Consider the following 26,069-nt stretch of genomic DNA (forward strand, 5'->3'; position numbering starts at 1 on the left):
GATAGGCTGCGTCCGCCACCTCCCACGGCATCATCCTCATCCCACAGATGGACGACTGCACATGCGACGTACCCTCATTTCTTCTGCCGCACTTGTCGCGGCCATGGCGGGTTCTCTGGTTCTGGCTCCGTCGGCTTCGGCGTCCGAGAAGACGTACGAACTCCAGCTGAACCAGAAGACGCCGATCAAGGCGGCCGAGTTCGAGCAGGGCGAGTGCCCGGACACCATCCCGGACACCAAGGACGGCTGGCACTTCATCATCCCCGGCGGCGGGGTGAACTTCGTCGAGCTGACGGTCACGTTCGACAACGGCGACCCGATCACGATCAAGCAGTTCGGCCCGCCGAAGGACGACCACGCCTACGTGGCCTCGGAGGCCGGTGCCGAGCTGACCTCGGCGGTCGCCCTGGTCGACGGCGAGGTGAAGCAGGGCTTCTTCAACCTGTCGCACACCTGCTCGGCCACCGAGACCGGCGGCACCACGGGTGACACCACCAACGGTGGCGCCACGGGCAACACCACCAACGGTGGCGCGACCGGCAGCACCACCACCGGTGGCACCACCGGCGACACCACCAACGGTGGCGCCACGGGCGCGACCACCGGTGACACGACGACCGGCGCCACCACCACCGGCGGCACCACCGCGGGCGGTTCCACCACCGGCGAGACCACGGGTGCGACCACCACGGGCGGTTCGGCCACCGGTGAGACCACCGGTGCGACCACCACCACCGGTGGCTCCGCCACGGGTGACACCACGTCGGGTGGCTCCACCACCGGTGAGACCGCCACCGGCGGCACCGGCAACACCGATGGCGACCTGGCCGAGACCGGCTCCAGCGCGCCCGTCGGCGTGCTCGCCGCCGTGGCCGTGGCCCTCGCGGGTGCCGGCGCGTTCCTCGTGACCCGTCGTCGCAAGGCCGCCCAGCAGGGCTGACGTACCCCGTCATGACGGTGCCCCCGTGGAGGATCTCCACGGGGGCACTGTCGTCGTACGGCCTGGCGTCAGCCGGTGTTGCGGAGGCCCGCCGCGACGCCGTTCACGGTGAGCAGGAGCGCCCGCGCGAGCAGCGGGTCCGGCTCCTCGCCGCGCTCGGCGGCGGTGCGCTGGCGGTCGAGCAGGGCGACCTGGAGGTAGGAGATCGGGTCCAGGTAGGCGTCGCGGATGGCGAAGGTCTGCTGGAGGACCGGGTTGGAGTCGAGGAGCTTCTCGCCGCCGGTGACCTTGAGGACCTCGGCGACGGTCAGCGCGTGCTCGGCCTCGATGGTGTCGAAGACGTGCTTGAGCTCGTCGGGGACGAGGGTGTCGACGTAGTGGCGGGCGATCCGCAGGTCGGTCTTCGCGAGCGTCATCTCGACGTTGGAGAGGAAGTTGCGGAAGAAGTGCCACTGCTCGTACATCTCGCCGAGGACCGGGTCGAGTCCGGCCTCGCGCAGCGCCTTGAGGCCGGAGCCGACGCCGAACCAGCCGGGGACGATCTGGCGGGACTGGGTCCAGCCGAACACCCACGGGATGGCGCGGAGTCCGTCGAGGGAGACGCCCGAGCCGGGGCGGCGGGAGGGCCGCGAGCCCAGGTGCAGGTCGGCGAGCTGGTCGACCGGGGTCGAGGCGAGGAAGTACGTCGGCAGGTCGGGGTCCTCGACCAGGCGCCGGTAGGCGGTGTGGGCGGCGTCCGAGACGGTGTCCATGGCCGCGTCCCAGCGGGCGAGGGCCTCGTCGGACTGGCGCGGGGCGGTGTGCAGGGCGGAGGCCTGCAGGGTGGCCGCGACGGTCAGTTCGAGGTTCTCGCGGGCGAGGGACGGGATCAGGTACTTGTCGGAGATGACCTCGCCCTGCTCGGTCACCTTGATCTCGCCCTCCAGGGTGCCCCAGGGCTGGGCGAGGATCGCGTCGTGCGAGGGGCCGCCGCCGCGGCCGACGGTGCCGCCGCGGCCGTGGAAGAGGCGCAGGCGCACGCCGTAGCGGTGGGCGACGTCGCGGAGCCTGCGCTGGGCGCGGTGGATCTCCCACTGACTCGTGGTGATGCCCCCGAACTTGGAGGAGTCGGAGTAGCCGAGCATGACCTCCTGGACGTCGCCGCGGAGCGAGACGAGGCGCCGGTAGGAGGGGTCGGCGAGCATGCCGTCGAGGATGACGTCGGCGGCCTTGAGCTCGTCGGTGGTCTCCAGGAGCGGCACGATGCCGATCTTGGCCCAGCCGCCGTGCAGGTCGATGAGGCCGGCCTCGCGGGCGAGGACGGCGGCGGCGAAGACGTCGTCGGCGCCCTGGCACATCGAGATGATGTACGACTCGATGACCTCGGGGCCGAAGCGCTCGAAGGCCTCCTTGACGGTGTGGAAGACGCCGAGGGTCTTCTGTCCCGCCGCGTCGAGCGGGGCGGGCGTCGGGGCGAGCGGACGGCGGGACCGCAGCTCCTTGGCGAGCAGCTTCTGCCGGTAGTCGCGCGGCATGTCGGCGTACCGCCAGGACTCCTCGCCGAGGCGGTCGAAGAGCTGGCCGAGGGCGTGGTGGTGGGCGTCGGCGTGCTCGCGGACGTCCATGGTGGCGAGCTGGAGGCCGAAGGCCGAGAGGGTGCGGATGGTGCGGGCCATCCGGCCGTCGGCGAAGAGGCCGCCCCGGTGCTCGCGCAGGGAGGTCTGGATGAGGGTCAGGTCGTCGACGAGCTCGGCGGTGCCGAGGTAGTCGCGGCCCTCCTGGTGGGGGGTGCCCTGGGCGAGGCGCTCGCGGGTGTTGACGAGCTTCTGCCGGATGCAGGTGGCCTTGAGCCGGTAGGGCTCCTCGGCGTTGAGGCGCTTGTAGCGGGGGCTGATCTCCGGGAGGAGCTCCAGGTCGCGCTGGAGGGAGTCCAGGAGTTCCTGGGTGGCTCCGGCGTAGCGGATGGAGTTGGAGAGGAGGCCGCGGAGGTAGTCGACGAGTTCGAGGGCGTCGGTGATGCCGTGCTCGTGCTGGAGGATCAGGATGTCCCGGGTCACCTGCGGAGTGACGTTGGGGTTGCCGTCGCGGTCGCCGCCGATCCAGGTGCCGAAGGTGAGCGGGCGGGTGCCGGCGGGCAGTTCGACGCCGACGCGCTCCAGTTCGGCGGCGAGGTCCTCCAGGACGTCGCCGACGGCGCCCGCGTGCAGCTCGTCGAGGTAGTAGATGGCGTTGCGGGCCTCGTCGGCGGGCTCGGGCCGGACGACCCGGAGCTCGTCGGTCTGCCAGATGAGGTCGATGTTCTCGGCGAGCCGGAGGTCGTGGCGGCGCCGGTCGGCCTCGATGACCGGGGTCTCCAGGAGGGCGGCGATCCGGCGGAGCTTGTTGAGGACCGAGCGGCGGGCCGCTTCGGTGGGGTGCGCGGTGAAGACGGGCCGTACGTTGAGGTTCTTGACCGTCTCGCGTACGTGCTCGGGGTCGCCGTCCTTGAGCATGTCGGCGGTGCGGGCGAGGAGGCCGCCCTCGGCGGCGCGCTTCTCGCGCATCTCGCGGCCGCGGTGGACCTGCTCGGTGACGTTCGCGAGGTGGAAGTAGGTGGAGAAGGCGCGCACCAGCTTGGCGGCCGTCTCCAGCTCGACGCCCTGGAGCAGCTCGGCGGCGGCCTCGCCGTTCTCGCGGGTGAGGCCCCGGACCCGCTCGACGAGGTCGAGGAGCTCGTGGCCCTCCTGGCGGACGAGGGTCTCGCCGAGGAGATCGCCCAGTCGGCGGATGTCCGCGCGCAGCTCGGCGCTGGCGGTGGGGGTCTGGTCGGCACTGCTCACAGGTGCGGCTCCTTGCAGTGTTTCAGCACGTCTGGAGGGGTTCTGGAGGCTTGCGGACCGCGCTGTCCGACGCACCCAGGATAGGTGTCCATCTGCCGGACAGCGGTCAGGGTCCTCTTGTGCCCTCTTGCCGCGTGCCCCGGCGCTGCCATACTTACGACGCCGTAGGTTACGGAGGCGTAGCTACGTGCCCGTTTCCTACCGTTCCGCTCACTTTCATCCTCTTCCCTCATCCCCAGGGGACATCTATGACCACAAGCCCCGAGACGCTCGAAACCGAACAGGAACTGCCCCCCGCCACGCTCGGCGGGGACAAGAAGCGATCGATCGAGCAGATCACGCTGCTGCTGTTCATCACGGTGCCCTTCATCGCCCTGGTCGCGGCCGTGCCGCTGGCCTGGAGCTGGGGCGGCGTGTCGTGGCTCGATCTGGGCCTGATGGTGGCGATGTACTACATCGGCTGCCACGGCATCACGATCGGTTACCACCGTTACTTCACCCACGGTTCCTTCAAGGCGAAGCGGCCGCTGCGGATCGCCCTGGCGATCATGGGCTCGCTCGCGGTGGAGGGGCCTCTGGTGCGCTGGGTGGCGGACCACCGCAAGCACCACAAGTTCTCGGACGCCGAGGGCGACCCGCACTCGCCGTGGCGTTTCGGCGAGACCGTTCCGGCGCTGATGAAGGGCCTGTGGTGGGCGCACATCGGCTGGATGTTCGACGAGGAGCGCACGCCGCAGGCCAAGTACGCGCCCGATCTGATCAAGGACCCGGCGCTCCGGCGGATCTCCCGTGACTTCATCTTCTGGACGATGCTGTCCCTCGCGATTCCGCCGCTCGTGGGCGGTCTGGTGACGTGGTCGTGGTGGGGCGCGTTCACCGCGTTCTTCTGGGGCTCCCTGGTGCGGGTGGCGCTGCTCCACCATGTGACCTGGTCGATCAACTCGATCTGTCACGCGGTGGGCAAGCGTCCGTTCAAGTCGCGGGACCGTTCGGGCAACGTGTGGTGGCTCGCGGTGCTGTCCTGCGGCGAGTCCTGGCACAACCTGCACCACGCGGACCCGACGTCGGCGCGGCACGGGGTGCTGCGCGGTCAGGTCGACTCCAGCGCGCGCCTCATCCGCTGGTTCGAGCAGCTGGGCTGGGCGCACGACGTGCGCTGGCCGGCGAAGGAGCGCATCGAAGCCCGCCGCCAGAGCGCGTCCGCAGACGCGGCATGATGGAAGACGTGGCGATCGAGGGCAGGACCAGCGGTACCGGCAGTGGCGAGCAGAAGCCCCGGCGTGGGCGCCGGGTGCGGATGACGGGCGCGGAGCGCCGGGAGCAGCTGCTCGACATCGGCCGCACGCTCTTCGCCGCGAAGGGCTTCGAGGGCACGTCGGTGGAGGAGATCGCGGCGAAGGCCGGGGTCTCCAAGCCGGTGGTGTACGAGCACTTCGGAGGCAAGGAGGGCCTGTACGCGGTCGTGGTCGACCGGGAGATGCGCCAGCTCCTCGACGGGGTGACGGGCGCGCTGACGGCCGGGCATCCCCGGGAGCTCCTGGAGCAGGCGGCGTTCGCGCTGCTCGACTACATCGAGAACTACACGGACGGCTTCCGGATCCTCGTACGGGACTCTCCGGTGGCGCAGTCGACAGGTACGTTCGCGTCGCTGATCAGTGACATCGCCACGCAGGTGGAGGACATCCTGGGTCTGGAGTTCAAGGCCCGGGGGTTCGATCCGAAGCTCGCTCCGCTGTACGCGCAGGCCCTGGTGGGCAGTGTGGCGCTCACCGGGCAGTGGTGGCTGGACGTCCGGAAGCCGAAGAAGGCGGAGGTCGCCGCGCATCTGGTGAACCTGGCGTGGCACGGCCTGGACGGCCTGGAGCCGAAGCCCCGGCTGATAGGGCATCGCAAGAGCTGACGGAGTGCGTAAACCCGTTCGACTCCCCTTGATCGCTCAGGGGTACACTCCTCCCCACATCCGGGGGGGGTGTTCGCCCCCCGTACGTGCCCTCGGCCGTGCGGGGGCGTCGCGGATCCCCCGTTCCGGTCCTTGGTTCTCACGTTCCCCAGGGGGGGATCTTTTGCGTTCCGCATTCTTCGGGCGTGCTCGTCGTGTCACCACCTGCACCGCGCTCGCCCTGTCCGCCGGCATGGTCATGGCGTCACCCGCCATCGCCGAGACCGGCCCCCGGCCCGTCGTGGAGCAGCCGCAGATCGCTGACACGACGACGCCGAAGCTGGACATGTCACAGCCGGCCGTCGAGTCGGGCTCGGCTCGTAACGCCGAGGCGACGGCCGTCGTGCCGCCTCGTTTCGACGTGGACGGCGACGGCAGGACCGATCTGATCCACCGCAAGCAGGACGGTCGGACGTACATCGCGCCGTCCACCGCGACGGCGACCAAGTTCGGGGCCGCCGACTCGCTCCTCAACCAGAACCTCGACCTCGTCCCGCTCGGCGACCAGAACGGCACGGGCGGGCCCGAGGTGCTCTCGGTCGCCCGGAACGGTGTGGTCCGGCTGTACACGGAGGCCACCACGACCTCCGGCACGTTCAGCTGGTCGGGCAGCGGCTGGAACATCTACAACAAGGTGTTCTCGCCCGGTGACATCAGCGGCGACGGCAAGGCCGACCTGCTGGCCCGCCGGTACAACGGCGAGCTCTTCTACTACCGGGCGACCGGCGTGACGACGGCCCCCTTCGCCGCCCCCGCGAAGGTCGGCGCCGGCTGGGGCGTCTACGACCAGCTCGTGGGCGTCGGTGACAACAGCGGCGACGGCCTCGGTGACGTCGCGGCCCGCACCACGGACGGCCGGCTGTACTCCTACGCCAGCACCGGCAACCCGGCGTCGCCGTTCAAGGCGCCCAGGGAGCTCGGCAAGGGCTGGAACGCGTACAACCAGATCGTCGCCCCCGACGACCGCAACGGGGACGGCAAGGCCGATCTGCTCGCCCGTGACCAGAACGGTGCGCTCTTGGCCTACAGCGGCCTCGGCAACGGCTCGTACTCGGCGCCGGTGAAGCTCTCCGGCAGCTGGCTCAGCGTGGACCAGTTCGCCGGGGCGGGCAACATCCCCACCGCCGGCAGGAGCGGGTTCCTCGGCCGCGACCGCGCGGGGACGCTCTTCTGGTACGGCGACCAGAACAACGGCAAGCTCACCGCACGCGCGCAGTGGGGCAGCACCGGCGGCTGGGCCGGCGCGAACATCTCGTACGTCTCCGCCCTCGACGAGGGCGCGTTCGCCGACCTCCTGGAGGTCTACCGGGGTCGCCTGTACAACGCGGACCGGGACCTCGGCGGCGGCTGGCAGATCTACAACCTGCTCGTCGGCCCCGGCGACCTGAGCGGCGACGGCAAGGCCGACCTGCTGGCCCGTGACACCGCCGGTGTCCTGTGGCTGTACCGGGGCAACGGCGCCGGCACGGGCCTCGCGTCCCGGATCCGGGTCGGCGACGGCTGGAGCGCGTACAACCGGGTCCTCGGCGCGGGCGACTTCTCGGGCGACGGACGTACGGACGTGGTGGCCCGCGACAGCGCCGGCACCCTGTGGCTGTACAAGGGCACCGGCTCCGCCACGGCCCCGTTCGCCGGCCGGGCGAAGATCGGCACCGGCTGGAACACGTACAACAAGCTGGCGGCGCCGGGCGACCTGAACGGCGACGGCAAGGCCGACCTGCTCGGGGTGAACGCGGCGGGCGAGCTGTACCGCTACCTGGGCACGGGCACCCACGCGGTCATCACCCCCCGGGTGAGGATCGGCACCGGCTATCAGACGTACACGAACCTGTACTAGAAGTCCTCGGGTGCCCCGTACCGGTTCGTCCGGTGCGGGGCGTCTCACGTTCACGAAAAGATCGCTGGCGTACGGCGCGCGCGTGAGTAGAATCGCGTTCAACATCCGGGGGGGTGTTCCCGACCTTCGAACGAGGTCGTCTCCGCATGCCCGATGGCCTGCGCTGACGCCGTTCGATGCTGTGCGAACCCCCTGTTCGGTCCTGCCGAATCTCTGGTCCCTGGGGGGATCTCTTGCTCTTCACGCACTCCAAGCGTGCTCGCCGCGTCGCCGCCTGCACCGCGCTCGCCCTCGCCACGGGCATGCTGCTCTCGGGCACGGCGTCCGCCGACTCGCCGGCGCCCCTTCCGAAGATCGAGAAGGAAGCGCCCTCCTTCACCGTCCCGAAGCTCGACCTCCCGCGGCAGGGAGCCGCCCGCGCCGACGCCACCGCGGCCGAGGCCACCTCGCCGCTCCTGTCCGACCTGGACGGCGACGGTTTCGAGGACGTCATCGTCCGCGACACCATGGGGGAGCTCTACTCGAGCACCTCCAGTGACACCGTCGACTACTTCGACCTCGGTCGCGACGACGTCGCGAAGGACATCATCCCGATCGGTAACCAGGGCGGCGCCACGATCGCGCCCGAGGTGCTCGTCCTCTCCGAGAACGGCACGCTCACGCTGTACCGCGACGCCGCTCCGACCGGCACCACGTCCCGCTCGGTGGTGGGCGGCGGCTGGCAGATCTACAACAAGCTCACCTCGCCCGGCGACGTGAACGCCGACGGGCGGGCCGACGTGGTCGCCCGTGACCAGAACGGCCAGCTGTACCTGTACCTGGCCACCGGCGACCTGACCAAGCCGCTCGGCACCCGCATCGCCGTCGGCGGCGGCTGGCACATCTACGACCAGCTCGTGGGCCTCGGCGACGGCAACGGCGACGGCAGGGCCGACCTGTACGCCCGCGACACCGCCGGCACGATGTGGTTCTACGCCGGCACGGGCGACAATGCCAAGCCGTTCGGCATCCGCAAGTCCATCGGCGGCGGCTGGAACACCTACAACTACAACCAGATCATGCCCGCGGGCGATGGCGACCTGGTCGGCCGGGACAACAACGGCACCCTGTTCTTCCACCCCGGCAACGGTGACGGCACCCTGGCCGTGCGCCAGCAGGCCGGCGCCGTGGGCGACTGGGCGGGCATCGCGCAGTTCGCCGGCTCGGGCAGCTACCCGTACACCGGCAAGGAGGGCGTCTACGCGACGACCTCCGGCGGGGCGCTGTACTGGTACTCCAACAGCACCACCGGCAAGCTGGACCCCCGCGTCGAGATCGAGGGCCCGGGCGGCCTGGGCGGCCTGATCCCCGTCCACCTGTCGTCGATGAACTCCGACGCCCTGTCCGACATCGCTCTGGTGCTCTCCGGCGACCTGTACATCGAGGGCAACGAGATCGGCAGCGGCTGGGGCGTCTACAACACCCTCGTCGGCCCCGGCGACCTGTCCGGCGACGGCAAGGGCGACCTGCTGGCCCGGGACCGCTCCGGCGTCCTGTACCTCTACCGCGGCAACGGCGCGGGCACCGCCCTCTCCGCCCGGACCAAGGTCGGCACCGGCTGGGGCGGGTACAACAAGATCATCGGCGCGGGTGACTACACCGGCGACGGCCGCACGGACATCCTGGGCCGCACCACGACCGGCGATCTGTACCTGCACGCGGGCACGGGTGTCACGGCGACGCCGTTCAAGCCGCGCGTGAGGATCGGCGGCGGCTGGAACACGTACAAGCAGCTGGTGGCCCCCGGCGACCTGAACGCCGACGGCAAGGCCGACCTGCTCGGCGTGGCGTCCAACGGCGACCTGTACCGCTACCTGGGCACGAGCCCGTCGAAGTTCTCGGCGGCGCTCAGGGTCGGCCCTGGCTACCAGATCTACAACACCATGTCCTGACCCCTCGGTCGGACGTGAGGCGGGCGCCCCGCATCGGATCCTCCGGTGCGGGGCGTCCGCGCGTTCACGCGCGTGTGCGGGCCACCGCGAAGATCCGGCGGAACGGGAAGACCGTGCCGTGACGGCCCGGTGGATAGGCCTCCCGGAGGAGGGCGCGGTACTGGGCGAGGAAGGCGTCGATCGCCTCCTGGTCGTCGCCGAGGGCGGTGAGGACGGGGCGCAGGGCGGTGCCCTTGACCCAGTCGAGGACCGGGTCCTCGCCCTGGAGCAGTTGGCAGTACGTGGTCTCCCAGACGTCCGTCTCGCAGCCGAGGTCGGTGAGGCGGGTGAGGTAGTCGGCGGCGCCGAGGATGTGGACGAAGCGGCGGCCCTGGTCGCCGACGCGGCCGCGCCATTCGGGGGTCTCGCAGAGTTCGCCGAGCAGGGCGTGGCTGGGCGAGGTGAAGTTGCCGGGGACCTGGAAGGCGAGGGTGCCGCCGGGGTGGAGTCCGTCGATCCAGCCGGCGAAGGACTCGGGGTGGTTGGGCACCCACTGGAGGGCCGCGTTGGAGACGATCAGGTCGTAGGGCTCGGTGGGGGTCCAGTGGGCGGCGTCGGCGGGGCGGAAGTCCAGCCATCCGCCGCCCCGGGTGGTGCCGGACCAGTCCTTCTCCGCCCGCTCCAGCATGTCGGGCGAGAGGTCGAATCCGGTGATGTGGGCGTCGGGCCAGCGGTCGGCGAGGAGGGCCGTCACGTTCCCGGGGCCGCAGCCGAGGTCGGCGATCCTGGCGGGCCGGTCATGGGCGGGGAGGCGCGGTATTCGGGCGAGCAGGTCGAGGAAGGGACGGGTGCGGTGGGTGGAGTGGCGGAGGTACTGCTGCGGGTCCCATGTCGGTGCGGCGGTGTCCACGGAATGCATGTTCGAAGCCCCCTTGCTGGAACGAATGGCCGAAACGGAACGGAGTTCCGGCCGGGTCCCTTCCCCATAGTCCAGCGGAATATATCTTGAGGGCAAGATACTTGATATCGATAAACTTGAACCCAAGAGACTTTATGTCAACAGACCCTCTACACTGATCGTCATGGAGGACGAGGTCGACCGACTGGTCGCAGCATGGCGCCGAGAGCGCCCCGACCTCGACGTGGAACCGCTCGAGGTGCTCAGCCGCGTCTCCCGGCTCGCCCGGCACCTCGACCGCGCCCGTCGGCTCGCCTTCTCCGAGCACCAGCTGGAGCCCTGGGAGTTCGACGTCCTCACCTCGCTGCGCCGGGCCGGCGCGCCCTACCAGCTCTCCCCCGGGCAGCTCCTGACGCAGACCCTGGTCACCTCCGGCACCATGACCAACCGCATCGACCGGCTCACCAAGAAGGGCCTCGTCGAGCGGCTCCCCGACCCCAGCGACCGGCGCGGTGTCCTCGTCCGGCTCACGCCCGAGGGCCGCGACCGCGCCGACGAGGCGCTCGCCGGGCTCCTCGCACAGGAGCGGGCCATCCTGTCCCAGCTATCCCGCGCCCAGCGCGGCGAACTGGCCGGACTGCTACGCCGGCTGACCGCCCCGTTCGACAACATCCCCGGCTAGCGGGACCTCGTCCAGCTGCGCGGGGCCGACGCCCGCGCGGCGGGCAAGAGCCACCGCCGCGAGGGTCGAGTGCACGCCCAGCTTCCCCAGCACGTTCTGCATGTGCGTACGGACGGTGTGCGGGGAGAGGAAGAGGCGCTCGGCGACCGCCTTGCGGCCCAGGCCCGCGACCATGCAGCACAGCACCTCCCGCTCGCGCGGGGTCAGCGACTCCACGAGCCGCTCGCTGTCCGTCCGGTGCTTGCGGGCCGCCGTCAGCTCCCGCAGGACGCCCGTGAGCAGCGCCGGCGGCAGATGCGTCTCGTCCCGCAGCACCCCGCGGACCACCGCGAGGAGCCGCTGGAGCGAGCAGTCCTTCGCCACCCAGCCCGAGGCCCCCGACTGGAGGGCGAGCGCCGCCCGCCGCGGGTCGTCCTTCTCCGCGAGGACCACCATCCGTACGGCGGGGTGGATCCGGCGCACCCCGCCCACCAGCGAGATCCCGTCGACGGCGCCCTCGGCGTCGTCCGGCACGGCCCGGGCCACGGCCGCTCCCGGGGGTGACGCGCCCAGCTCGGCGTCGACGAGCAGCACGTCGAACCTGCGCCCCTCCGCCGCACCGCGCTCCAGGCAGCGCAGGGCGGCCGGGCCGCTTCCCGCGGCGGCGACGTCGACGTCGGGCTCCGCGGCGAGCGCGGCGGCCAGCGATTCGGCGAAGACGCGGTGGTCGTCCACCACCAGGACACGGATACGTGCCACGGACACCCCCAAGTGTCGAGGAACGGACCGACGCGGGCACGGCGCCGGGGGCGGGTCCGTCGCTCGCGCGGCCGCCGCCGTGCGATGAGAGTTACCCCGCTGCCGGCGCCGTACCCGACCGGGTCTCGCACCCTGAAACAGCACCGGCCCCCACCGGCGCTGCCCCACACAGTAGGGGCGGGGCGTCACGGTGGGGGCCGATTCGCGGAACTGTCCGAAGTCGTGCGGCCCTGGGGGCCGGTTCTCAGAGGCGGCGGGCGCCCGCCGAGGGCACGGCGGTGAAGACGCCGGGGGCCGCGTATCCGGCGTCGGCGAAGGCCTTCCCGACGGCGGCGGCGACCGCTTCGGCCCGGTCGGTGTCGACGAGGACGAGGGCCGAGCCGCCGAAACCGCCGCCCGTCATGCGGGCTCCGAGGGCCCCCGCGGCGTTCGCCGCCTCGACGACCAGGTCCAGTTCGGGGCAGGAGACGCCCAGGTCGTCCCGGAGCGAGGCGTGGCCCTCGGTGAGGACGGGGCCGACCGCCCGGGTGTCCCCCGCGTCGAGGAGTTCGAGGGTCCGCTCCACGCGCGCGTTGTCGGTGACGACGTGCCGGACGTACCGCAGAATCGTCTCGTCGCTCAGTCGTGCGAGGGATGCGGGGAGATGCGCGGCGCTGACGTCACGCAGGGCCCGCACTCCGAGCGCCCGCGCGCCGGCTTCACAACCGGCGCGCCGTACCGCGTACGCGCCGTCCCCGAGCGCGTGCTTCACGCGGGTGTCGACGACGAGCAGCCGCAGCCCCTCGCGAGCCAGGTCGAAGGGGACCTGACGGTACGAGAGGTCCCGGGTGTCCAGATGGAGGGCGTGGCCCTCCTCGGCGCAGGCGGAGGCCATCTGGTCCATGACGCCGCAGGGGACGCCGACGAAGGCGTTCTCGGCGCGCTGGGCGAGCCTGGCGAGTTCGGGCCGGGAGAGCCCGAGCGCGAACAGGTCGTTCAGGGCGAGGGCCGTGACGACCTCGAGGGCCGCCGACGAGGAGAGCCCGGCCCCCGTCGGCACCGTCGAGGTGAGGTGGATGTCCGCGCCGGTGACGGGGTGTCCGGCCTCCCGCAGGGCCCAGACGACACCGGCCGGGTAGGCCGCCCAGCCGCCGCCGGAGAGCGGTTCGAGGGCGTCGGTCTCCAGCTGGACGATGCCGCCGTCGATGTCGGCGGAGTGCAGGCGCAGCACGTTGTCGTCACGGCGGGAGACGGCGGCGACGGTGGTGTGCGGCAGCGCGAGCGGCAGCACGAAGCCGTCGTTGAAGTCGGTGTACTCGCCGATCAGGTTGACCCGTCCGGGGGCGGCCCAGACACCGTCGGGCGCGGCGCCGTACAGCGCCTCGAAGTGGGCGGCGACGCTCACGAACCGTTCTCCTCTTCACGACGGGCGAAGGCCTCACGACCTGCGAAGTCCTCACGACCTGCGACGCCTTCACGACGTGCGAAGGCCCAGGCGTCGGCGACGACGTCCGCCAGGTCGGGGCGCGACGGCGTCCAGCCGAGCCGTTCGCGGGCGGCCTCGGCGGAGGCGACGAGGACCGCGGGGTCTCCGGCGCGCCGCGGGGCGGTGATCTCCGGGACCGGATGGCCGGTGACCTTCCGTACGGTCTCGACGACCTCGCGGACGGAGAAGCCGTTGCCGTTGCCGAGGTTGCAGATCAGGTGCTCGCCGGCCGGCACGGTGTCCGCTGTCATGGCGTCGAGCGCCAGGAGGTGGGCCTCGGCGAGGTCGGCGACGTGGATGTAGTCGCGGACGCAGGTGCCGTCGGGGGTCGGGTAGTCGTCGCCGTACACGGAGATCGCCTCGCGCCGGCCCTGGGCGACCTGGAGGACGAGCGGGATCAGGTGCGACTCGGGCTCGTGGCGCTCGCCGAGGGTGCCGTGGGCCCCGGCCACGTTGAAGTAGCGCAGGGAGACGGCGGCCAGGCCGTGGGCGGCGCACTCGCCGCCGATCATGTGGTCGACGGCCAGCTTGCTCGCCCCGTAGGGGCTGGTGGGGGCGGTCGGCGCGGACTCGGTGATCGGCACGGTCTCCGGTTCGCCGTAGGTGGCGGCGGTGGAGGAGAAGACGAGCTTGCGGACCCCGGCGGCGCGCATCGCGGCGAGCAGGGCCATGGTGCCGCCGACGTTGTTCTCCCAGTACTTCTCGGGCCTGGCGACGGACTCGCCGACCTGGGAGAAGGCGGCGAAGTGCAGGACGCCCTCGTAGGAGCCGTCCAGCCACCGCGCGGCGTCCTGGATCCGGCCCTCGATGAACGCGGCGCCCTCGGGGACGGCTTCGGCGAAGCCGGTGGAGAGGTCGTCGAGGACGGTGACCCGGTGGCCCCGTCCCAGGAGGTGGGCGGCGACGACGCTGCCCACGTATCCGGCCCCGCCGGTCACCAGATACCTCTGTGTCATGCGCTTGCCACCTCTCGGAGTCGACGGGCCGCGTCCTCCGGCCGTACGTCGTTCATGAACGCGCCCATGCCGGACTCGGTGCCCGCGAGGTACTTCAGCTTGCCGGAGGCCCGTCGGACGGTGAAGAGCTCCAGGTGCAGCCCGAAGTCCTCCCGCCGCGCGTCCGTGAACGGCGCCTGGTGCCAGGCGGCGATGTAGGGCGTCGGCGGCTCGTCCGGGCCGAAGATCCGGTCGAAGCGCCTCAAGAGTTCCAGGTAGACCTGTGCGCACTCGGTGCGCGCCGCGCCGTCGAGGGCGAGCAGGTCGGGCACCCGGCGCTTGGGGTGGAGGTGGACCTCGTACGGCCAGTGGGCGGCGTACGGGACGAAGGCGATCCAGTGCTCGGTCTCCAGGACCACCCGCTCGCCGTCGGCGCGCTCGCGCGCGACGACGTCGTCGAAGAGGTTCCGGCCGGTCTCGGCCCGGTGCTCGTCGACGCGGCGGCGCATGGCGGCCGTGCGGGGGGCGACGTACGGGAAGGCGTAGATCTGGCCGTGGGCGTGCGGGAGGGTGACGCCGATCTCGGCGCCCCGGTTCTCGAAGCAGTAGACCTGCTCGACGCCGGGGAGGGTGGAGAGGGCGGCGGTGCGGTCGGTCCAGGCGTCGAGGACGAGGGCGACGCGCTCCTCGGAGAGGTCGGCGAAGGACGCGGTGTGGTCGTCGGTGAAGCAGACGACCTCGCAGCGGCCGACGCCGCCGGAGAGGGAGGGGAAGCGGTTCTCGAAGACCGCCACCTCGTAGCTCTCCTCGGGGATCTCGCTCTCCCGTCCGTCGCGGGCGGGGCAGAGCGGGCAGGCGTCGGCCGGCGGGTGGTAGGTGCGGGCCTGCCGGTGCGAGGCGATGGCGACGGGGTCGCCGGTGAGGGCGTCGTGCCGGATCTCGGAGCGGGAGACGACCTGGGTGAGGGGGCGGGGGTCGACGGCGGCTCGGACGGTGTCGTCCTGGGCGTCGTAGTAGATCAGCTCGCGCCCGTCGGCGAGTGTGGTGACGGTCTTCTTCACGGCGGTGCCCTCCGGGCGGGATCAAACAGAACCACGCACAAGGAATCACATTCCAACATCGCCGTCAACGGCGGAGCACCGGTCCCGCGCACCCGGCAGGACCGGACCTCGAACACCTCGGGTCAGCAGGGCCCCCGCGGCCCCGGCACGGCACGGTCGAGCAGCCCCGTACGGGCGGCCAGAGCCGCCGCCTCGAGACGGGACCCGACGCCCAGCTTCATCAGGACCCGCTGCACATGCGTCCGCGCCGTGCTCGGCGCGATCCCCATCCCCGCCGCGATCAGCCGGGTGTCCTCCCCCTCCGCCACCCGGACGAGGACCTCCACCTCCCGCCGCGTCAGGAGCCGCAGCAGCCGCTGCCCCTCGTCGTCGGGCTGCGCCGAGGGGTGCAGAAGCTCCGCGAAGGCCGCCCTGAGCAGCTGCGGAGCCACCGCCGACTCCCCCGCCCTCGCCTTCACCAGGGCACGCTCGACGCCCTCGATGCGCTCGTCGTGCCGGACGTAGCCCGAGGCCCCGGCCGCGAACGCCGCCGCGATCCCGCGCGGCGAGGGCACCGGACCGAGGACCACCACCGCCACCTGTGGCCGCTCCCGCTTGATCCGTACGACCGGGTCGAAGACCCCCGGCTCGGCCGGCGCGGCCGTGCCGAGCAGACAGACCTCCGGCGCCCGGCTCACCACGAGCTCCGCCGCGCCCGCCACCGGCGCGGCCGCCGCGAGCACCCGGTGCCCGCGCAGCTTCAGCGCCGAGGCGAGCGCCTCCGCGAGCAGGCGGTGGTCGTCCACCACCACGAGGCGTACGCCCATCCCGGTCATCCCCCATCCTCCGCGCCGTCCCCCGGCACGCCTGACCCGGCAAGGTACACGCTCCCCCGCACCGTGACGCGCCAACCGTGTCCCGGGCCGACGGGACGTCACCTCACCCTTCCCGGTGACACGGTGGCGGCGCGGGACTCCTCCGGGGCGGCCGGGACCGACGGAAAGGGCCCCTCCGGCATCGCCGGAGGGGCCCTTCCCGTCTCTGCCGGCGGCCGTCAGCCTCCGGTGCCGTACGAGACGGCGAGGTGCTCCCGGCCGGCCGTGGTGCCGCCGTCGCGGGTCTTGCTCACGTACGTGCGCGACACGAAGAAGCGGCCGCCGCCGTAGAGGTACTCGCTGCCGGTCACGCCGAAGCTCCGCTCCGTCTCCCGGACCGACTTCTCCGACGGGTTCTCCATCAGGAGGGTCTCCTTCATCGTGCCCCCGTTGATGGACACGATCCGGCCGCCCTTGTCGTACGGGGGCACCTTGTACGCGATCAGGTCGCCGCCGTCCATGCGCAGCGGGACCAGCGTGTACGTGTCGCCCGCGTCGGCCTTCTCGGGCACCGTCCTGCCGGTCGCCAGGTCGAAGGCGATGATCTCGTTCGTCTCGTCGCCGTACTCGCCGGTGGAGCCCTCGTGCTCCTCGGTCGGCACGTAGAGACGGCCGTTCCCGACGAGCACCTGCGTGCAGGACTCGACCTTGGTCGAGCGGCAGCGCGCCCCGTACTGGTCGGCGTCCGCCGTGATCTTCGCCTTCAGCTTCCCGGTCTTCTCGTCGATGGAGAAGAAGTCCGAGATGCCGCTGCCGTCACCGGCGCTGTCGCCGACGTCGGCCGCGACGACCAGCGGCTTGGCGGAGACCACCGACGCGTACTTCACGCCGGTCGGCATCCTGAACTGCGAGACCGGGGCGCCCGTCATCGGGTCGAGGTTCTGGATCAGCACGTACTGGCTGTCGTACTGACCGCACTTGCGGACCGCGACGAGTCCCTCGCCGCCGCCGTACCCGAGGTCGTAGCAGCTCTGCGCGTCGGCCTGCGGCTTCCAGCGCGGGTTGCCGCTGGCGATGTCGAAGGCCGCGCCTCCGTCGGTGCCGCCGGCCGCGACGGTCTTCCCGCTGAGCGTGACCTCGCTGAACCGGGCCTTCTGGTCGCCGGCGTTGCCCCCGGTGACCGAGGTGGACCAGAGCAGCTTGCCGGTGTTCAGGTCGACGAGGCCGACCTCGGTGCACTGCTGGTAGTAGCGCGGCGCGACGCGCTTCTTGGCCTCGAAGAGGATCGGCACCTTGTGGTCCGCGGTCATGTGGCGCGAGGCGCCGCAGACCTGGCCCGTGAGCGGCAGGGTCCACAGGACCGTGCCCTTGGCGAGGTCGTAGCCGACGACGGAGTTCACGCCCGTCTTCACGAACGCCTTGTCGGTGAGCCAGGAGCCGGAGACGTCCGTGCTGTCGGGCACCTTGGGCAGTTCGATGCGGAAGGTCTGCTTCGACTGGGTGACCGCCGGGGCCTTCTCCTTGCCGTCGCCCCCCAGACCGTTCGAGGCGCCGGACCCGCCGTCAGCGCCCTGCGAGGTGCCGGCCGTGCCCTTGGCCTCGTGGCCCGGGTCCTCGCCGCTGTCGGAACCGGCGTACCAGATGCCGAAACCGACGATGAGGGCGACGGCGACGGCCGCCGCGATGATGATCTGCAGCTGCGCCGACAGCTTCCCGCCGCCGCCGGCCGCGGGGGCCGGGGCGGGCTGCTGGTGGCCGTCGTAGGACTGCTGCGGCTGGGTCGGATAGCCGTACGGGGGCTGGACCGGCTGCTGGTAGCCGCCGCCGTAGGACTGCTGCGGCTGCTGGGGCGCCGTCGGGTAGCCGTACGGCTGCTGCGGGGGCGCGGGCGGCTGCTGCGGGGCCGCCGGCGGCTGCTGCGGCTGTCCGTAGCCCTGGTCGGGCTGCTGCGGATAGCCGTAGCCCTGTTCCGGCTGCTGCGGATAGCCGTAGCCCGGCTGCTCCTTGGCGTAGCCGTAACCCGGTTCGGGCTGCTGCGGCGGGGGCGTCGGCGCGCCGAAGCCGCCCTGGGGGTCGGGGGGCTGGTTCGGCGGGGGCGGGGGTGGCTGCGTCATCGGTCCGTGTACCTCACTTGGTGAAGGCCATCATCGTCTTGACCTGCTTCTCGGCCTCGTCGTTGGTGGCGGACACGCGCCCGCTCGCCACCACGAAGGTGCCGCCGCCGTAGGCGTAGCCCGCGCTGTAGAAGCTGCTCTCGACCTGGGCCGTGGACGCCGGGTGCTGGAGCAGGATCTTCGGCGCGCCGCCGGTCGGGGCGATGGTCGCGACGGCGCCGCCCGTGTCGTACGTCGGGTCGACGTAGACCAGGACCTGGCCGCTCTCCATGCGCAGCGGGATCATGGACTGCTTCTCGGGCGCCTTGGAGCGCCACTTGGCCTTGCCGGTCTTCAGGTCGAAGGCGATGACCTCGTTGGACGTGCCGTACGAGGACTCCGTGGCCATGTAGAAGGTGTTCGCGTCGGCCGCGACACCGGTGCAGCCTTCGAGGTTCTTGCCGAAGATGACGAAGCCGCCGCCGCACGACGGGGCGAACTTGTCCTTGCCGCCCTGGATCTGCGAGCGCAGCTTGCCGTTGGCGTCGAGCGCGAAGACGGTCCACTTCTTCTGCTCGCGCTGGGTGGCGGAGACGACCAGCGGGTCGACCGAGTAGACCTTGTCGACCTCCCAGTCGGTATCCAGCTTGAAGGTGTACTTGGGCTTGCCGGTGGCCGGGTTGACCTCGCCGACCGCCTGGAGCTTCTTGCCCGTGCTGCCCGAGGGGCAGTCCATGGCGGCGATCAGCTTGCTGCCGCCCGCGTAGGCGAAGGGCTTGCAGCCGGTGGTGGGGCCGGTGAACAGCTGCCTGCCGTCGGCGAGCGAGAAGCCGTAGGCGCTGCTGGTGCCCGCGACTGTCACCGTGTTGCCGCTGATGGACAGGGTGTTGTCCGAGAAGGCGAAGAGGCCCTTCGGCTTGGGCACGGCCTTCTTCCAGCCCGCCTTGCCGGTCTTCAGGTCGACCATCTGCAGCTGGTTGCACTTGGCGCCGTCCTTGGCGCTCTCGGCGTAGCCGAAGACCATGACGCCGTTCGCCGACGGGTTGGCGGGCGCCGCGCACAGCTCGAACGGCACGTCGACCTGCCACTTCGAGGAGCCGTCGCTGAGGCTGAAACCGGCGATGCTCTTGTACATGGCCTTGACGACCGTGTCGCCGACGATCCAGGGGCCGTAGACGTCGGCGCCGTTGCGGGGCAGGTCGACGTTGTTCTTGAGCAGCCAGCCGATCTTGGCCTCGCCGTCCTTGCGGCCGGCGTTGAGGTCCTCCTCGCCGTTGGAGCCGTCGCCCGAGCCGTCGCCCTTGTCGACGGACTCGGTGGGCTCGGGCGCGCCGGTGGAGGAGGGGGCGGTGGCGGTCGGACCCGCGACGGGGTCCTTCTCGTCGTCACCGCCGACGACGGCCCACGTGGTGACGGCGGCCACCAGGACGGCAGCGGCGGCCACGGCCGCGACGATCCCGGTACGGCCCTTGAGGGGGCCGCCGCCGGACGGGGGCGGGGTGGGGGCGCCCGGGTACCCCGGCTGGGCGGGGTACCCGCCGTAGGGGTTCTGCTGCTGGCCGTACGGGCCGGGCTGCTGCGGATAGCCGGGCTGGCCCTGCTGCGGGTAGCCGTACGGCTGCTGCGGAGGCTGCTGGCCGTACGGGCCGGGGGCCTGCTGCGGGTAGCCGTAACCGGGCTGCGGCTGCTGCCCGTACGGTCCGGGCGCGGCCGGCGGGGTGTGCGGCGGGGTCTGCGGTGCCTGGGGCGGGACGGGCGGTACGGGCGGCGTGCCCTGGGGCTGGCCTTGCGGCTGGCCCTGGGGCTGGCCGTACGGGCCCTGGTTCGGGTCCTGGGGGACTCCGAAGCCCCCCGGCGGCTGGTTGCTGGGCGGCTGGGTCATCAGCGGTTCCCCCTTGACGTGAACGGGTTTTCTTTCTACCACTCACGCCGTGGCGCAAAAGCGACCGGTCCGTCCCTTGTACCCAAGGGAGGACCGGCCTGTGATGCCCTCGTTATGCGTCCTCGGCCAGTTCGAGCCAGCGCATCTCCAGTTCCTCGCGCTCTCCGGCGAGTTCCCGGAGCTCCGCGTCGAGCTTGGCGACCTTCTCGAAGTCGGTGGCGTTGTCGGCGATCTGCGCGTGCAGCCTGGCCTCCTTCTCGGAGACCTTGTCGAGCTGCCGCTCGACCTTCTGCAGCTCCTTCTTGGCGGCGCGGGAGTCAGCGGCGGAGACGCCCGCCTTCTGCGGCGCGGGCGCGGCGGCGGGCGTCGGGACGGACGCCTCGATCATCCTCCGGCGCCGCTCCAGGTACTCGTCGATGCCGCGCGGCAGCATCCGCAGGGTCCTGTCGCCGAGCAGCGCGAGCGTCTTGTCCGTCGTCCGCTCGATGAAGAACCGGTCGTGGGAGATGACGACCATGGAGCCCGGCCAGCCGTCGAGGAGGTCCTCCAGCTGGGTGAGGGTCTCGATGTCGAGGTCGTTGGTGGGCTCGTCGAGGAAGAGGACGTTCGGCTCGTCCATGAGCAGGCGAAGCAGCTGGAGGCGGCGGCGCTCACCGCCGGAGAGGTCGCCGACCGGCGTCCACTGCTTCTCCTTGGTGAAGCCGAACTGCTCGCAGAGCTGACCGGCCGTCATCTCGCGGCCCTTGCCGAGGTCGACCCGGTCGCGGATCTGCTGGACGGCCTCGAGGACCCGCAGGGCGGCGGGGAGTTCGGTGACGTCCTGGGAGAGGTAGGCGAGCCGGACGGTCTTGCCGACGTTGATCCGGCCGGCCGCGGGCTGGATCTCGCCCTGGCTGACGGCCGCGTCCGCGAGTGCGCGCAGGAGTGAGGTCTTGCCCGCGCCGTTGACGCCGACGAGGCCGATGCGGTCGCCGGGGCCGAGCTGCCAGGTGAGGTGCTGGAGAAGGGTCTTGGGACCGGCGGTGACGGTCACGTCCTCGAGCTCGAAGACCGTCTTGCCGAGGCGGGCGTTGGCGAACTTCATCAGCTCGGACGTGTCGCGCGGCGGCGGCACGTCGGCGATCAGCTCGTTGGCCGCCTCGATGCGGTAGCGCGGCTTGGACGTACGGGCGGGGGCGCCGCGCCGCAGCCAGGCCAGCTCCTTGCGCATCAGGTTCTGCCGCTTGGACTCCTCGGTGGCGGCGATGCGCTCGCGCTCGGCCCGCGCGAAGACGTAGTCGGAGTAACCGCCCTCGTACTCGTGCACGTCACCGCGCTGCACGTCCCACATGCGGGTGCAGACCTGGTCGAGGAACCAGCGGTCGTGGGTGACGCAGACGAGGGCCGAGCGGCGGTTCTGGAGGTGCTGGGCGAGCCAGGCGATGCCCTCGACGTCGAGGTGGTTGGTGGGCTCGTCGAGGACGATCAGGTCCTGGTCGTCGATGAGGAGCTTCGCGAGCGCGATGCGCCGCCGCTCGCCGCCGGAGAGCGGGCCGATGATCGTGTCGAGACCGTGCTCGAAGCCGGGCAGGTCGAGCCCGCCGAAGAGGCCGGTGAGCACGTCACGGATCTTGGCGCTGCCGGCCCACTCGTGATCGGCCATGACGCCGATGACCTCGTGCCGGACGGTGGCCTTCGGGTCGAGCGAGTCGTGCTGGGTGAGCACCCCGAGGCGCAGCCCGCCACTGTGCGTGACGCGGCCGGTGTCGGCCTCCTCCAGCTTGGCGAGCATCCGGATGAGGGTGGTCTTGCCGTCGCCGTTGCGGCCCACGACCCCGATCCGGTCCCCCTCGGACACACCGAGCGAGACGCCGTCGAGGAGGGCACGGGTGCCGTACACCTTGCTGACGGCCTCGACGTTGACGAGGTTGACGGCCACGTTGACTCCTGTACGGGGGGACGATCGACGTCCAAGAGTAGACGGTGGGCGACCTGGTCACTCTTTGTGATGACGTGATCGACTTTCTGCCGTTACCGTGGACTGGCAGGCCGAAGAATCCCGCCCATGGGAGGAACCATGACCGCCGAGCCGACGACCAGGCCCCAGGCCGAGGGCGGAGCAAAGCAATGGCCGCAGCCCCCGCAGGACGGCTGGACGGTGGACGACCTGCACACCCTGCCCGACCTCCCGCCGCACACAGAGATGATCGACGGGAGCCTGGTTTTCGTGAGTCCGCAGCGCCGATTCCACAGCGCGATGATCTTTCTGCTCCGTATGGGGCTCCGGGCAAGTGCGCCGCCCGACCTGAGGGTCGACAGCGAGATGGCCGTGGTGATCGATCGCCGCAACTGCCCGGAACCGGATGTCCTGGTCGTCCGCACGAGTGCCGTGCACAGCCGGACCCAGACCTCGTACCCGGTCGCCGACGTCCTGCTGGCCGTCGAAGTCGTCTCGCCCGACTCGGAGTCGCGGGACCACGACACCAAGCCGCACAAGTACGCCGCCGCCGGCATCGAGCACTTCTGGCTCGTGGAGATGGAGGGCGAGGACGACCACGCGGTCGTACGGGTCTACGAGCGCGACCCGGTCACCAAGACGTACACCTGCACGGGTGTCCACCGCGACCGGCTCAAGCTCACCGTTCCGTTCGACATCGACATCGACCTCACCGCGATCGACGAGATGTAGGGCGCTCGACGAGCAGCCAGCCCACGAGGGCCATCGCCACCGCCGCCGGGGCGGTGACCTCGAAGGCGATCAGGGTCGCGGTGTGGCCCTCCAGGAGGCCGCCGAGGCCGGTCGCCGAGAGGCCGAGGATCCCGAGGAGCGCCAGGGTGATGCCGAGGGCCGCGAGAGGTGCCGAACCGCCGTCCCGGCGGGTGGGTGCCGGGGCCTCGAAGCGGCGGAACGCGGCGACGAGTACGGCGGTCAGGACACCCGCCGCCAGGAACCGGACCGGCACCTGCGCCCACCAGGCGCCCGAGGCGGGGGCGGGGAGCCCCGCGCCGAAGCCGAGCATCGCGCCGTACACCCCGAGCATCGCCGTCAGGTGCCACAGGAACGCCGTCATCGCGATCCCGTTGGCGGCCACCACCGTCCGCCACACCCCGGCGCGGGCGACGAACCGCGTCCCCGGGCCCTTCAGCAGCTCGACCGCGCCGACCAGCCACAGGCCGTGGCAGAGGAGGGCGAGGGTCGGCGGGGCCATGTTGGAGACCTTCTCGCCGGGCATCCCCACCATGGAGAGCGGATACGGGCCGAGAGCCACGAGCGCGGTCGCGCCGACGAGGCCGGCCCCGGCGAGCAGGGCCGGGCGGCGGATCATGCCGTCGGCGCGCAGGAAGCCGAGCTGGTGGACCGCCAGCCACACGAACGCGAAGTTCAGGAACTCGACGAAGGGGGCGTGCGCCGCGAACCGGAGGACGTCGACGGCGACCGCGCCTCCCGCGAGCACCGCGAACGCGCCCCAGCCCCACCGCTCATGCAGCCGCAGCAGCGGCGGGGTGAAGGCGACCATCGCCAGGTAGATCCCGATGAACCAGAGCGGCTGGGTGACGAGCCGCAGCGCGACCCCGGTGAGCCCTCCGTCCGCGCCCGACATCTGGAGCAGGAGCGCGGCGGCGCCCCACACCCCCACGAAGACCATCGTCGGCCGCAGCAGCCGCTGGAGACGGGCCCGCAGGAAGGCCGCGTACCGGGGCCGGGAGCGGTGGGCGAGGGCGTGCGAGAAGCCGCCGACGAAGAAGAACACCGGCATCACCTGGAACACCCAGGTGACGAGCTGGAGTTCCGGCACGACGGCGAGGAGGTTGCCGACCTGCCCGTCGGCGGTGACGGCCGCCATCAGCCAGTGCCCGAGCACCACGACGGCGAGCGAGACGACCCGGAGCAGATCGACGTACCGGTCCCGGGAGGCGGGGGTGGCGGCGGCGAGGTCGCGGGCGCGGAGACGGTTTGCCATGGGGGTACGGTCCCGCGGGGCCCTTGCGGGCGACAGGGCGGTGATACTCATCGCGGCCTGAGTATCCGCCCGCCCGCGCCTGTTGCGGGCAGCCGTTCCGCCACATACGCCGCCGGACCGTTGTGGACATCTGTTCCGCAAGGGCGGAAGGGGTGGGCACAACCCACGACGGCGCCGCACCTTCGGCGCACCGTTCAGGCCCGGAAGCCTGGGCCCGGCAGGGGCGCCGTCCCGTGTGCCCACCCGTCCCGCCCTGCGGGACGATTGCCCACACGGGGGGGGGTGGCGGGTGGGGCAGCGGGCCCGGGCGGGCCCAAGCGGCTGGCCCGCAGGGCGCGGCACGCGCCGCCCCCGGGCGCGTGGCGCGTCAGGGGCCGACGGTCGTCGCGCCCCGCGCGGGGGACGTCGCCACGTGGGTCGTGCGGCACGTGCCCGAGGCCGTCAGGGCGGCGGCCACGCTCCTCGCCGACTCCGCGTCCTTCACCAGGAACGCCGTCGTCGGCCCCGAGCCCGAGACCAGCGCGGCCAGCGCCCCCGCCTCCGTACCCGCCGTCAGCGTCGACGCGAGCGACGGGCGCAGGGAGAGCGCCGGGGCCTGGAGGTCGTTGGTGAGGGCGGACGCGAGGGCGGTGGTGTCACCCGTGCGCAGGGCGTCCAGGAGGGCCGGGGAGGCGGTCGGCTCGGGGATCTCGACACCCGACGTGAGACGGTCGAACTCGCCGAACACCGTCGGCGTCGAAAGCCCGCCGTCGGCGACGGCGAACACCCAGTGGAAGACGCCCCCGACCGGCAGCTCCGTCAGCTTCTCGCCACGACCCGTGCCGAGCGCCGCCCCGCCCACCAGACTGAAGGGCACGTCGGAGCCCAGTTCCGCACAGATCTCGAGAAGCGACTCGCGCGAGGAACCCAGGCCCCACAGTGCATCGCACGCGAGCAGCGCGCCCGCGCCGTCCGCGCTGCCGCCCGCCATGCCGCCGGCGACCGGGATGTCCTTGGCGATGTGCAGGTGCACGTCCGGGGCGATGCCGTGCCGGGCGGCGAGCAGTTCGGCGGCGCGCGCGGCGAGGTTGGTGCGGTCGAGCGGCACCTTGTCGGCGTCCGGGCCCTCGCAGGTGACGGTCAGTTCCCCGGCCGGCGTCGCCGTGACCTCGTCGTACAACGACACCGCGAGGAAGACGTTGGCCAGGTCGTGGAAGCCGTCGGGCCGGGCCGCGCCGACCGCGAGCTGGACGTTGACCTTGGCCGGGACGCGGACGGTGACGCCGGAGGTGGTCACGCCTTCGCCTCCGCGATCCTCGCGAACTCCTCCACCGTCAGCGCCTCGCCGCGCGCCTGAGGCGAGATCCCGGCCTTCACCAGGGCCTCCTCCGCCGCCGCCGGTGAGCCCGCCCACGTCGCGAGGGCCGCGCGCAGCGTCTTGCGGCGCTGGGCGAAGGCCGCGTCGACGACGGCGAAGACCTCCTGCCGGGTGGCGGTGGTCGCGAGGGGCTCGGTGCGGCGGACCAGGGAGACGAGGCCGGAGTCGACGTTCGGCGCGGGCCAGAAGACGTTGCGGCCGATGGACCCGGCGCGCTTGACCTCGGCGTACCAGTTGGCCTTGACCGACGGCACGCCGTACACCTTGTTGCCCGGCTTGGCGGCGAGCCGGTCGGCGACCTCCGCCTGGACCATGACGAGCGTCCGCTCGATGCTCGGGAAGCGCTCCAGCATGTGGAGGAGCACCGGCACGGCGACGTTGTACGGGAGGTTGGCGACGAGCGCGGTCGGTGCCGGGCCCGGCAGCTCCTGGACCTGCATGGCGTCGGAGTGCACGAGCGCGAAGCGGTCGGCGCGCGCGGGCATGCGGGCGGTGATCGTGGCGGGCAGCGCGGCGGCGAGGACGTCGTCGATCTCGACGGCCGTCACCCGGTCCGCGGCCTCCAGGAGGGCCAGGGTGAGGGAGCCGAGTCCCGGCCCCACCTCCACGACCACGTCGTCGGGGCGCACCCCGGCCGTGCGGACGATCCGACGGACGGTGTTGGCGTCGATGACGAAGTTCTGGCCCTTCTGCTTCGTGGGGCGCACGCCGAGGGCGGCGGCCAGCTCACGGATGTCGGCGGGGCCGAGGAGGGCGTCGGGGCTTTCGGGGCCGGTGGTGGTGCTCACCGGTACAGCCT

The 26,069-nt window shown here is 71.9% G+C and carries 20 protein-coding genes; 7 read left to right on the plus strand and 13 right to left on the minus strand.

Going from position 1 to position 26,069, the window contains the following annotated elements:
• The first annotated feature begins 61 nt into the window (after positions 1 to 61).
• Positions 62 to 940 carry an LPXTG cell wall anchor domain-containing protein gene (locus ACZ4VK_RS24560; RefSeq protein WP_468355723.1) on the plus strand — a complete coding sequence of 293 codons (879 nt, stop codon included), beginning with the start codon at positions 62 to 64 and terminating at the stop codon, positions 938 to 940.
• Between the two features lie 68 nt (positions 941 to 1,008).
• Here ACZ4VK_RS24560 and ppc read toward each other — a convergent pair whose 3' ends face one another.
• Positions 1,009 to 3,738: a phosphoenolpyruvate carboxylase gene (ppc, locus tag ACZ4VK_RS24565; RefSeq protein ID WP_468355726.1), complete on the minus strand. Its 2,730-nt coding sequence runs from the start codon at positions 3,736 to 3,738 to the stop codon at positions 1,009 to 1,011.
• Positions 3,739 to 3,986: 248 nt separating this feature from the next.
• Here ppc and ACZ4VK_RS24570 point away from each other — a divergent pair, with 248 nt between their 5' ends.
• The 4 genes from ACZ4VK_RS24570 to ACZ4VK_RS24585 all read left to right on the plus strand — a co-directional run bounded on the left by ACZ4VK_RS24570 (position 3,987) and on the right by ACZ4VK_RS24585 (position 9,445).
• Positions 3,987 to 4,955 carry an acyl-CoA desaturase gene (locus tag ACZ4VK_RS24570; protein WP_468355729.1) on the plus strand — a complete coding sequence of 323 codons (969 nt, stop codon included), beginning with the start codon at positions 3,987 to 3,989 and terminating at the stop codon, positions 4,953 to 4,955.
• On the plus strand, positions 4,955 to 5,638 hold the full coding sequence (locus tag ACZ4VK_RS24575) for a TetR/AcrR family transcriptional regulator (protein WP_468356354.1): 684 nt from the start codon (positions 4,955 to 4,957) through the stop codon (positions 5,636 to 5,638). Before ACZ4VK_RS24570 ends, ACZ4VK_RS24575 begins: the two co-directional genes overlap by 1 nt.
• A gap of 163 nt (positions 5,639 to 5,801) precedes the next feature.
• Positions 5,802 to 7,514, plus strand: coding sequence for an FG-GAP-like repeat-containing protein (locus tag ACZ4VK_RS24580; RefSeq protein WP_468355732.1), 1,713 nt, complete (start codon positions 5,802 to 5,804; stop codon positions 7,512 to 7,514).
• 233 nt (positions 7,515 to 7,747) lie between these two features.
• A complete protein-coding gene (locus tag ACZ4VK_RS24585; RefSeq protein ID WP_468355735.1) occupies positions 7,748 to 9,445 on the plus strand; it encodes an FG-GAP-like repeat-containing protein in 1,698 nt (565 codons plus the stop codon).
• Positions 9,446 to 9,509: 64 nt separating this feature from the next.
• Here the strand turns inward: ACZ4VK_RS24585 and ACZ4VK_RS24590 are convergent, their stop codons facing one another.
• A complete protein-coding gene (locus tag ACZ4VK_RS24590; protein WP_468355738.1) occupies positions 9,510 to 10,343 on the minus strand; it encodes a trans-aconitate 2-methyltransferase in 834 nt (277 codons plus the stop codon).
• Positions 10,344 to 10,506: 163 nt separating this feature from the next.
• On the opposite strand from ACZ4VK_RS24590, the gene ACZ4VK_RS24595 reads away from it, so the two are divergent.
• A complete protein-coding gene (locus tag ACZ4VK_RS24595) occupies positions 10,507 to 11,004 on the plus strand; it encodes a MarR family winged helix-turn-helix transcriptional regulator (protein WP_389682236.1) in 498 nt (165 codons plus the stop codon).
• Here ACZ4VK_RS24595 and ACZ4VK_RS24600 read toward each other — a convergent pair.
• From ACZ4VK_RS24600 to ACZ4VK_RS24635, 8 genes are all read right to left on the minus strand, one after another.
• Complete coding sequence (locus tag ACZ4VK_RS24600) at positions 10,963 to 11,742, minus strand: LuxR C-terminal-related transcriptional regulator (RefSeq protein WP_468355741.1); 780 nt, start codon at positions 11,740 to 11,742, stop codon at positions 10,963 to 10,965. The two genes, ACZ4VK_RS24595 and ACZ4VK_RS24600, sit on opposite strands and share 42 nt — an antisense overlap.
• Before the next feature lie 244 nt (positions 11,743 to 11,986).
• The gene (gene galK, locus ACZ4VK_RS24605) at positions 11,987 to 13,126 is read right to left on the minus strand and encodes a galactokinase (RefSeq protein ID WP_468355744.1); all 1,140 of its coding nucleotides are present in this window, start codon (positions 13,124 to 13,126) and stop codon (positions 11,987 to 11,989) included.
• On the minus strand, positions 13,123 to 14,163 hold the full coding sequence (gene galE / locus ACZ4VK_RS24610; RefSeq protein WP_468355747.1) for a UDP-glucose 4-epimerase GalE: 1,041 nt from the start codon (positions 14,161 to 14,163) through the stop codon (positions 13,123 to 13,125). The genes galK and galE overlap by 4 nt, the downstream gene beginning before the upstream one ends.
• Positions 14,160 to 15,203, minus strand: coding sequence for a galactose-1-phosphate uridylyltransferase (gene galT / locus ACZ4VK_RS24615; protein ID WP_468355750.1), 1,044 nt, complete (start codon positions 15,201 to 15,203; stop codon positions 14,160 to 14,162). Before galT ends, galE begins: the two co-directional genes overlap by 4 nt.
• Before the next feature lie 122 nt (positions 15,204 to 15,325).
• Positions 15,326 to 16,009 carry a response regulator transcription factor gene (locus ACZ4VK_RS24620; RefSeq protein WP_468356357.1) on the minus strand — a complete coding sequence of 228 codons (684 nt, stop codon included), beginning with the start codon at positions 16,007 to 16,009 and terminating at the stop codon, positions 15,326 to 15,328.
• A 227-nt stretch (positions 16,010 to 16,236) separates the two neighbouring features.
• Entirely contained in the window at positions 16,237 to 18,111 is a 1,875-nt protein-coding gene (locus ACZ4VK_RS24625; protein ID WP_468355754.1) for an outer membrane protein assembly factor BamB family protein, read from the minus strand.
• Between the two features lie 13 nt (positions 18,112 to 18,124).
• The gene (locus ACZ4VK_RS24630; RefSeq protein WP_468355757.1) at positions 18,125 to 19,972 is read right to left on the minus strand and encodes an outer membrane protein assembly factor BamB family protein; all 1,848 of its coding nucleotides are present in this window, start codon (positions 19,970 to 19,972) and stop codon (positions 18,125 to 18,127) included.
• Positions 19,973 to 20,084: 112 nt separating this feature from the next.
• Positions 20,085 to 21,890, minus strand: a complete 1,806-nt coding sequence (locus ACZ4VK_RS24635) for an ABC-F family ATP-binding cassette domain-containing protein (RefSeq protein ID WP_468355760.1) — start codon at positions 21,888 to 21,890, stop codon at positions 20,085 to 20,087.
• Between the two features lie 138 nt (positions 21,891 to 22,028).
• Here ACZ4VK_RS24635 and ACZ4VK_RS24640 point away from each other — a divergent pair, with 138 nt between their 5' ends.
• Positions 22,029 to 22,640, plus strand: coding sequence for a Uma2 family endonuclease (locus ACZ4VK_RS24640; RefSeq protein WP_468356360.1), 612 nt, complete (start codon positions 22,029 to 22,031; stop codon positions 22,638 to 22,640).
• On the opposite strand, the gene ACZ4VK_RS24645 is transcribed toward ACZ4VK_RS24640, so the two are convergent.
• The 3 genes from ACZ4VK_RS24645 to rsmA all read right to left on the minus strand — a co-directional run bounded on the left by ACZ4VK_RS24645 (position 22,618) and on the right by rsmA (position 26,058).
• Positions 22,618 to 23,913 (minus strand): acyltransferase family protein, encoded by a 1,296-nt coding sequence (locus ACZ4VK_RS24645; protein ID WP_468355763.1) that lies wholly within the window; start codon positions 23,911 to 23,913, stop codon positions 22,618 to 22,620. The genes ACZ4VK_RS24640 and ACZ4VK_RS24645 overlap by 23 nt on opposite strands.
• A gap of 367 nt (positions 23,914 to 24,280) precedes the next feature.
• Entirely contained in the window at positions 24,281 to 25,189 is a 909-nt protein-coding gene (locus ACZ4VK_RS24650) for a 4-(cytidine 5'-diphospho)-2-C-methyl-D-erythritol kinase (protein WP_468355766.1), read from the minus strand.
• Positions 25,186 to 26,058: a 16S rRNA (adenine(1518)-N(6)/adenine(1519)-N(6))-dimethyltransferase RsmA gene (gene rsmA, locus ACZ4VK_RS24655; RefSeq protein WP_468355769.1), complete on the minus strand. Its 873-nt coding sequence runs from the start codon at positions 26,056 to 26,058 to the stop codon at positions 25,186 to 25,188. The genes ACZ4VK_RS24650 and rsmA overlap by 4 nt, the downstream gene beginning before the upstream one ends.
• Positions 26,059 to 26,069: the final 11 nt, after the last annotated feature.

The sequence above is a fragment of the Streptomyces sp. NPDC028711 genome, from assembly GCF_055565415.1.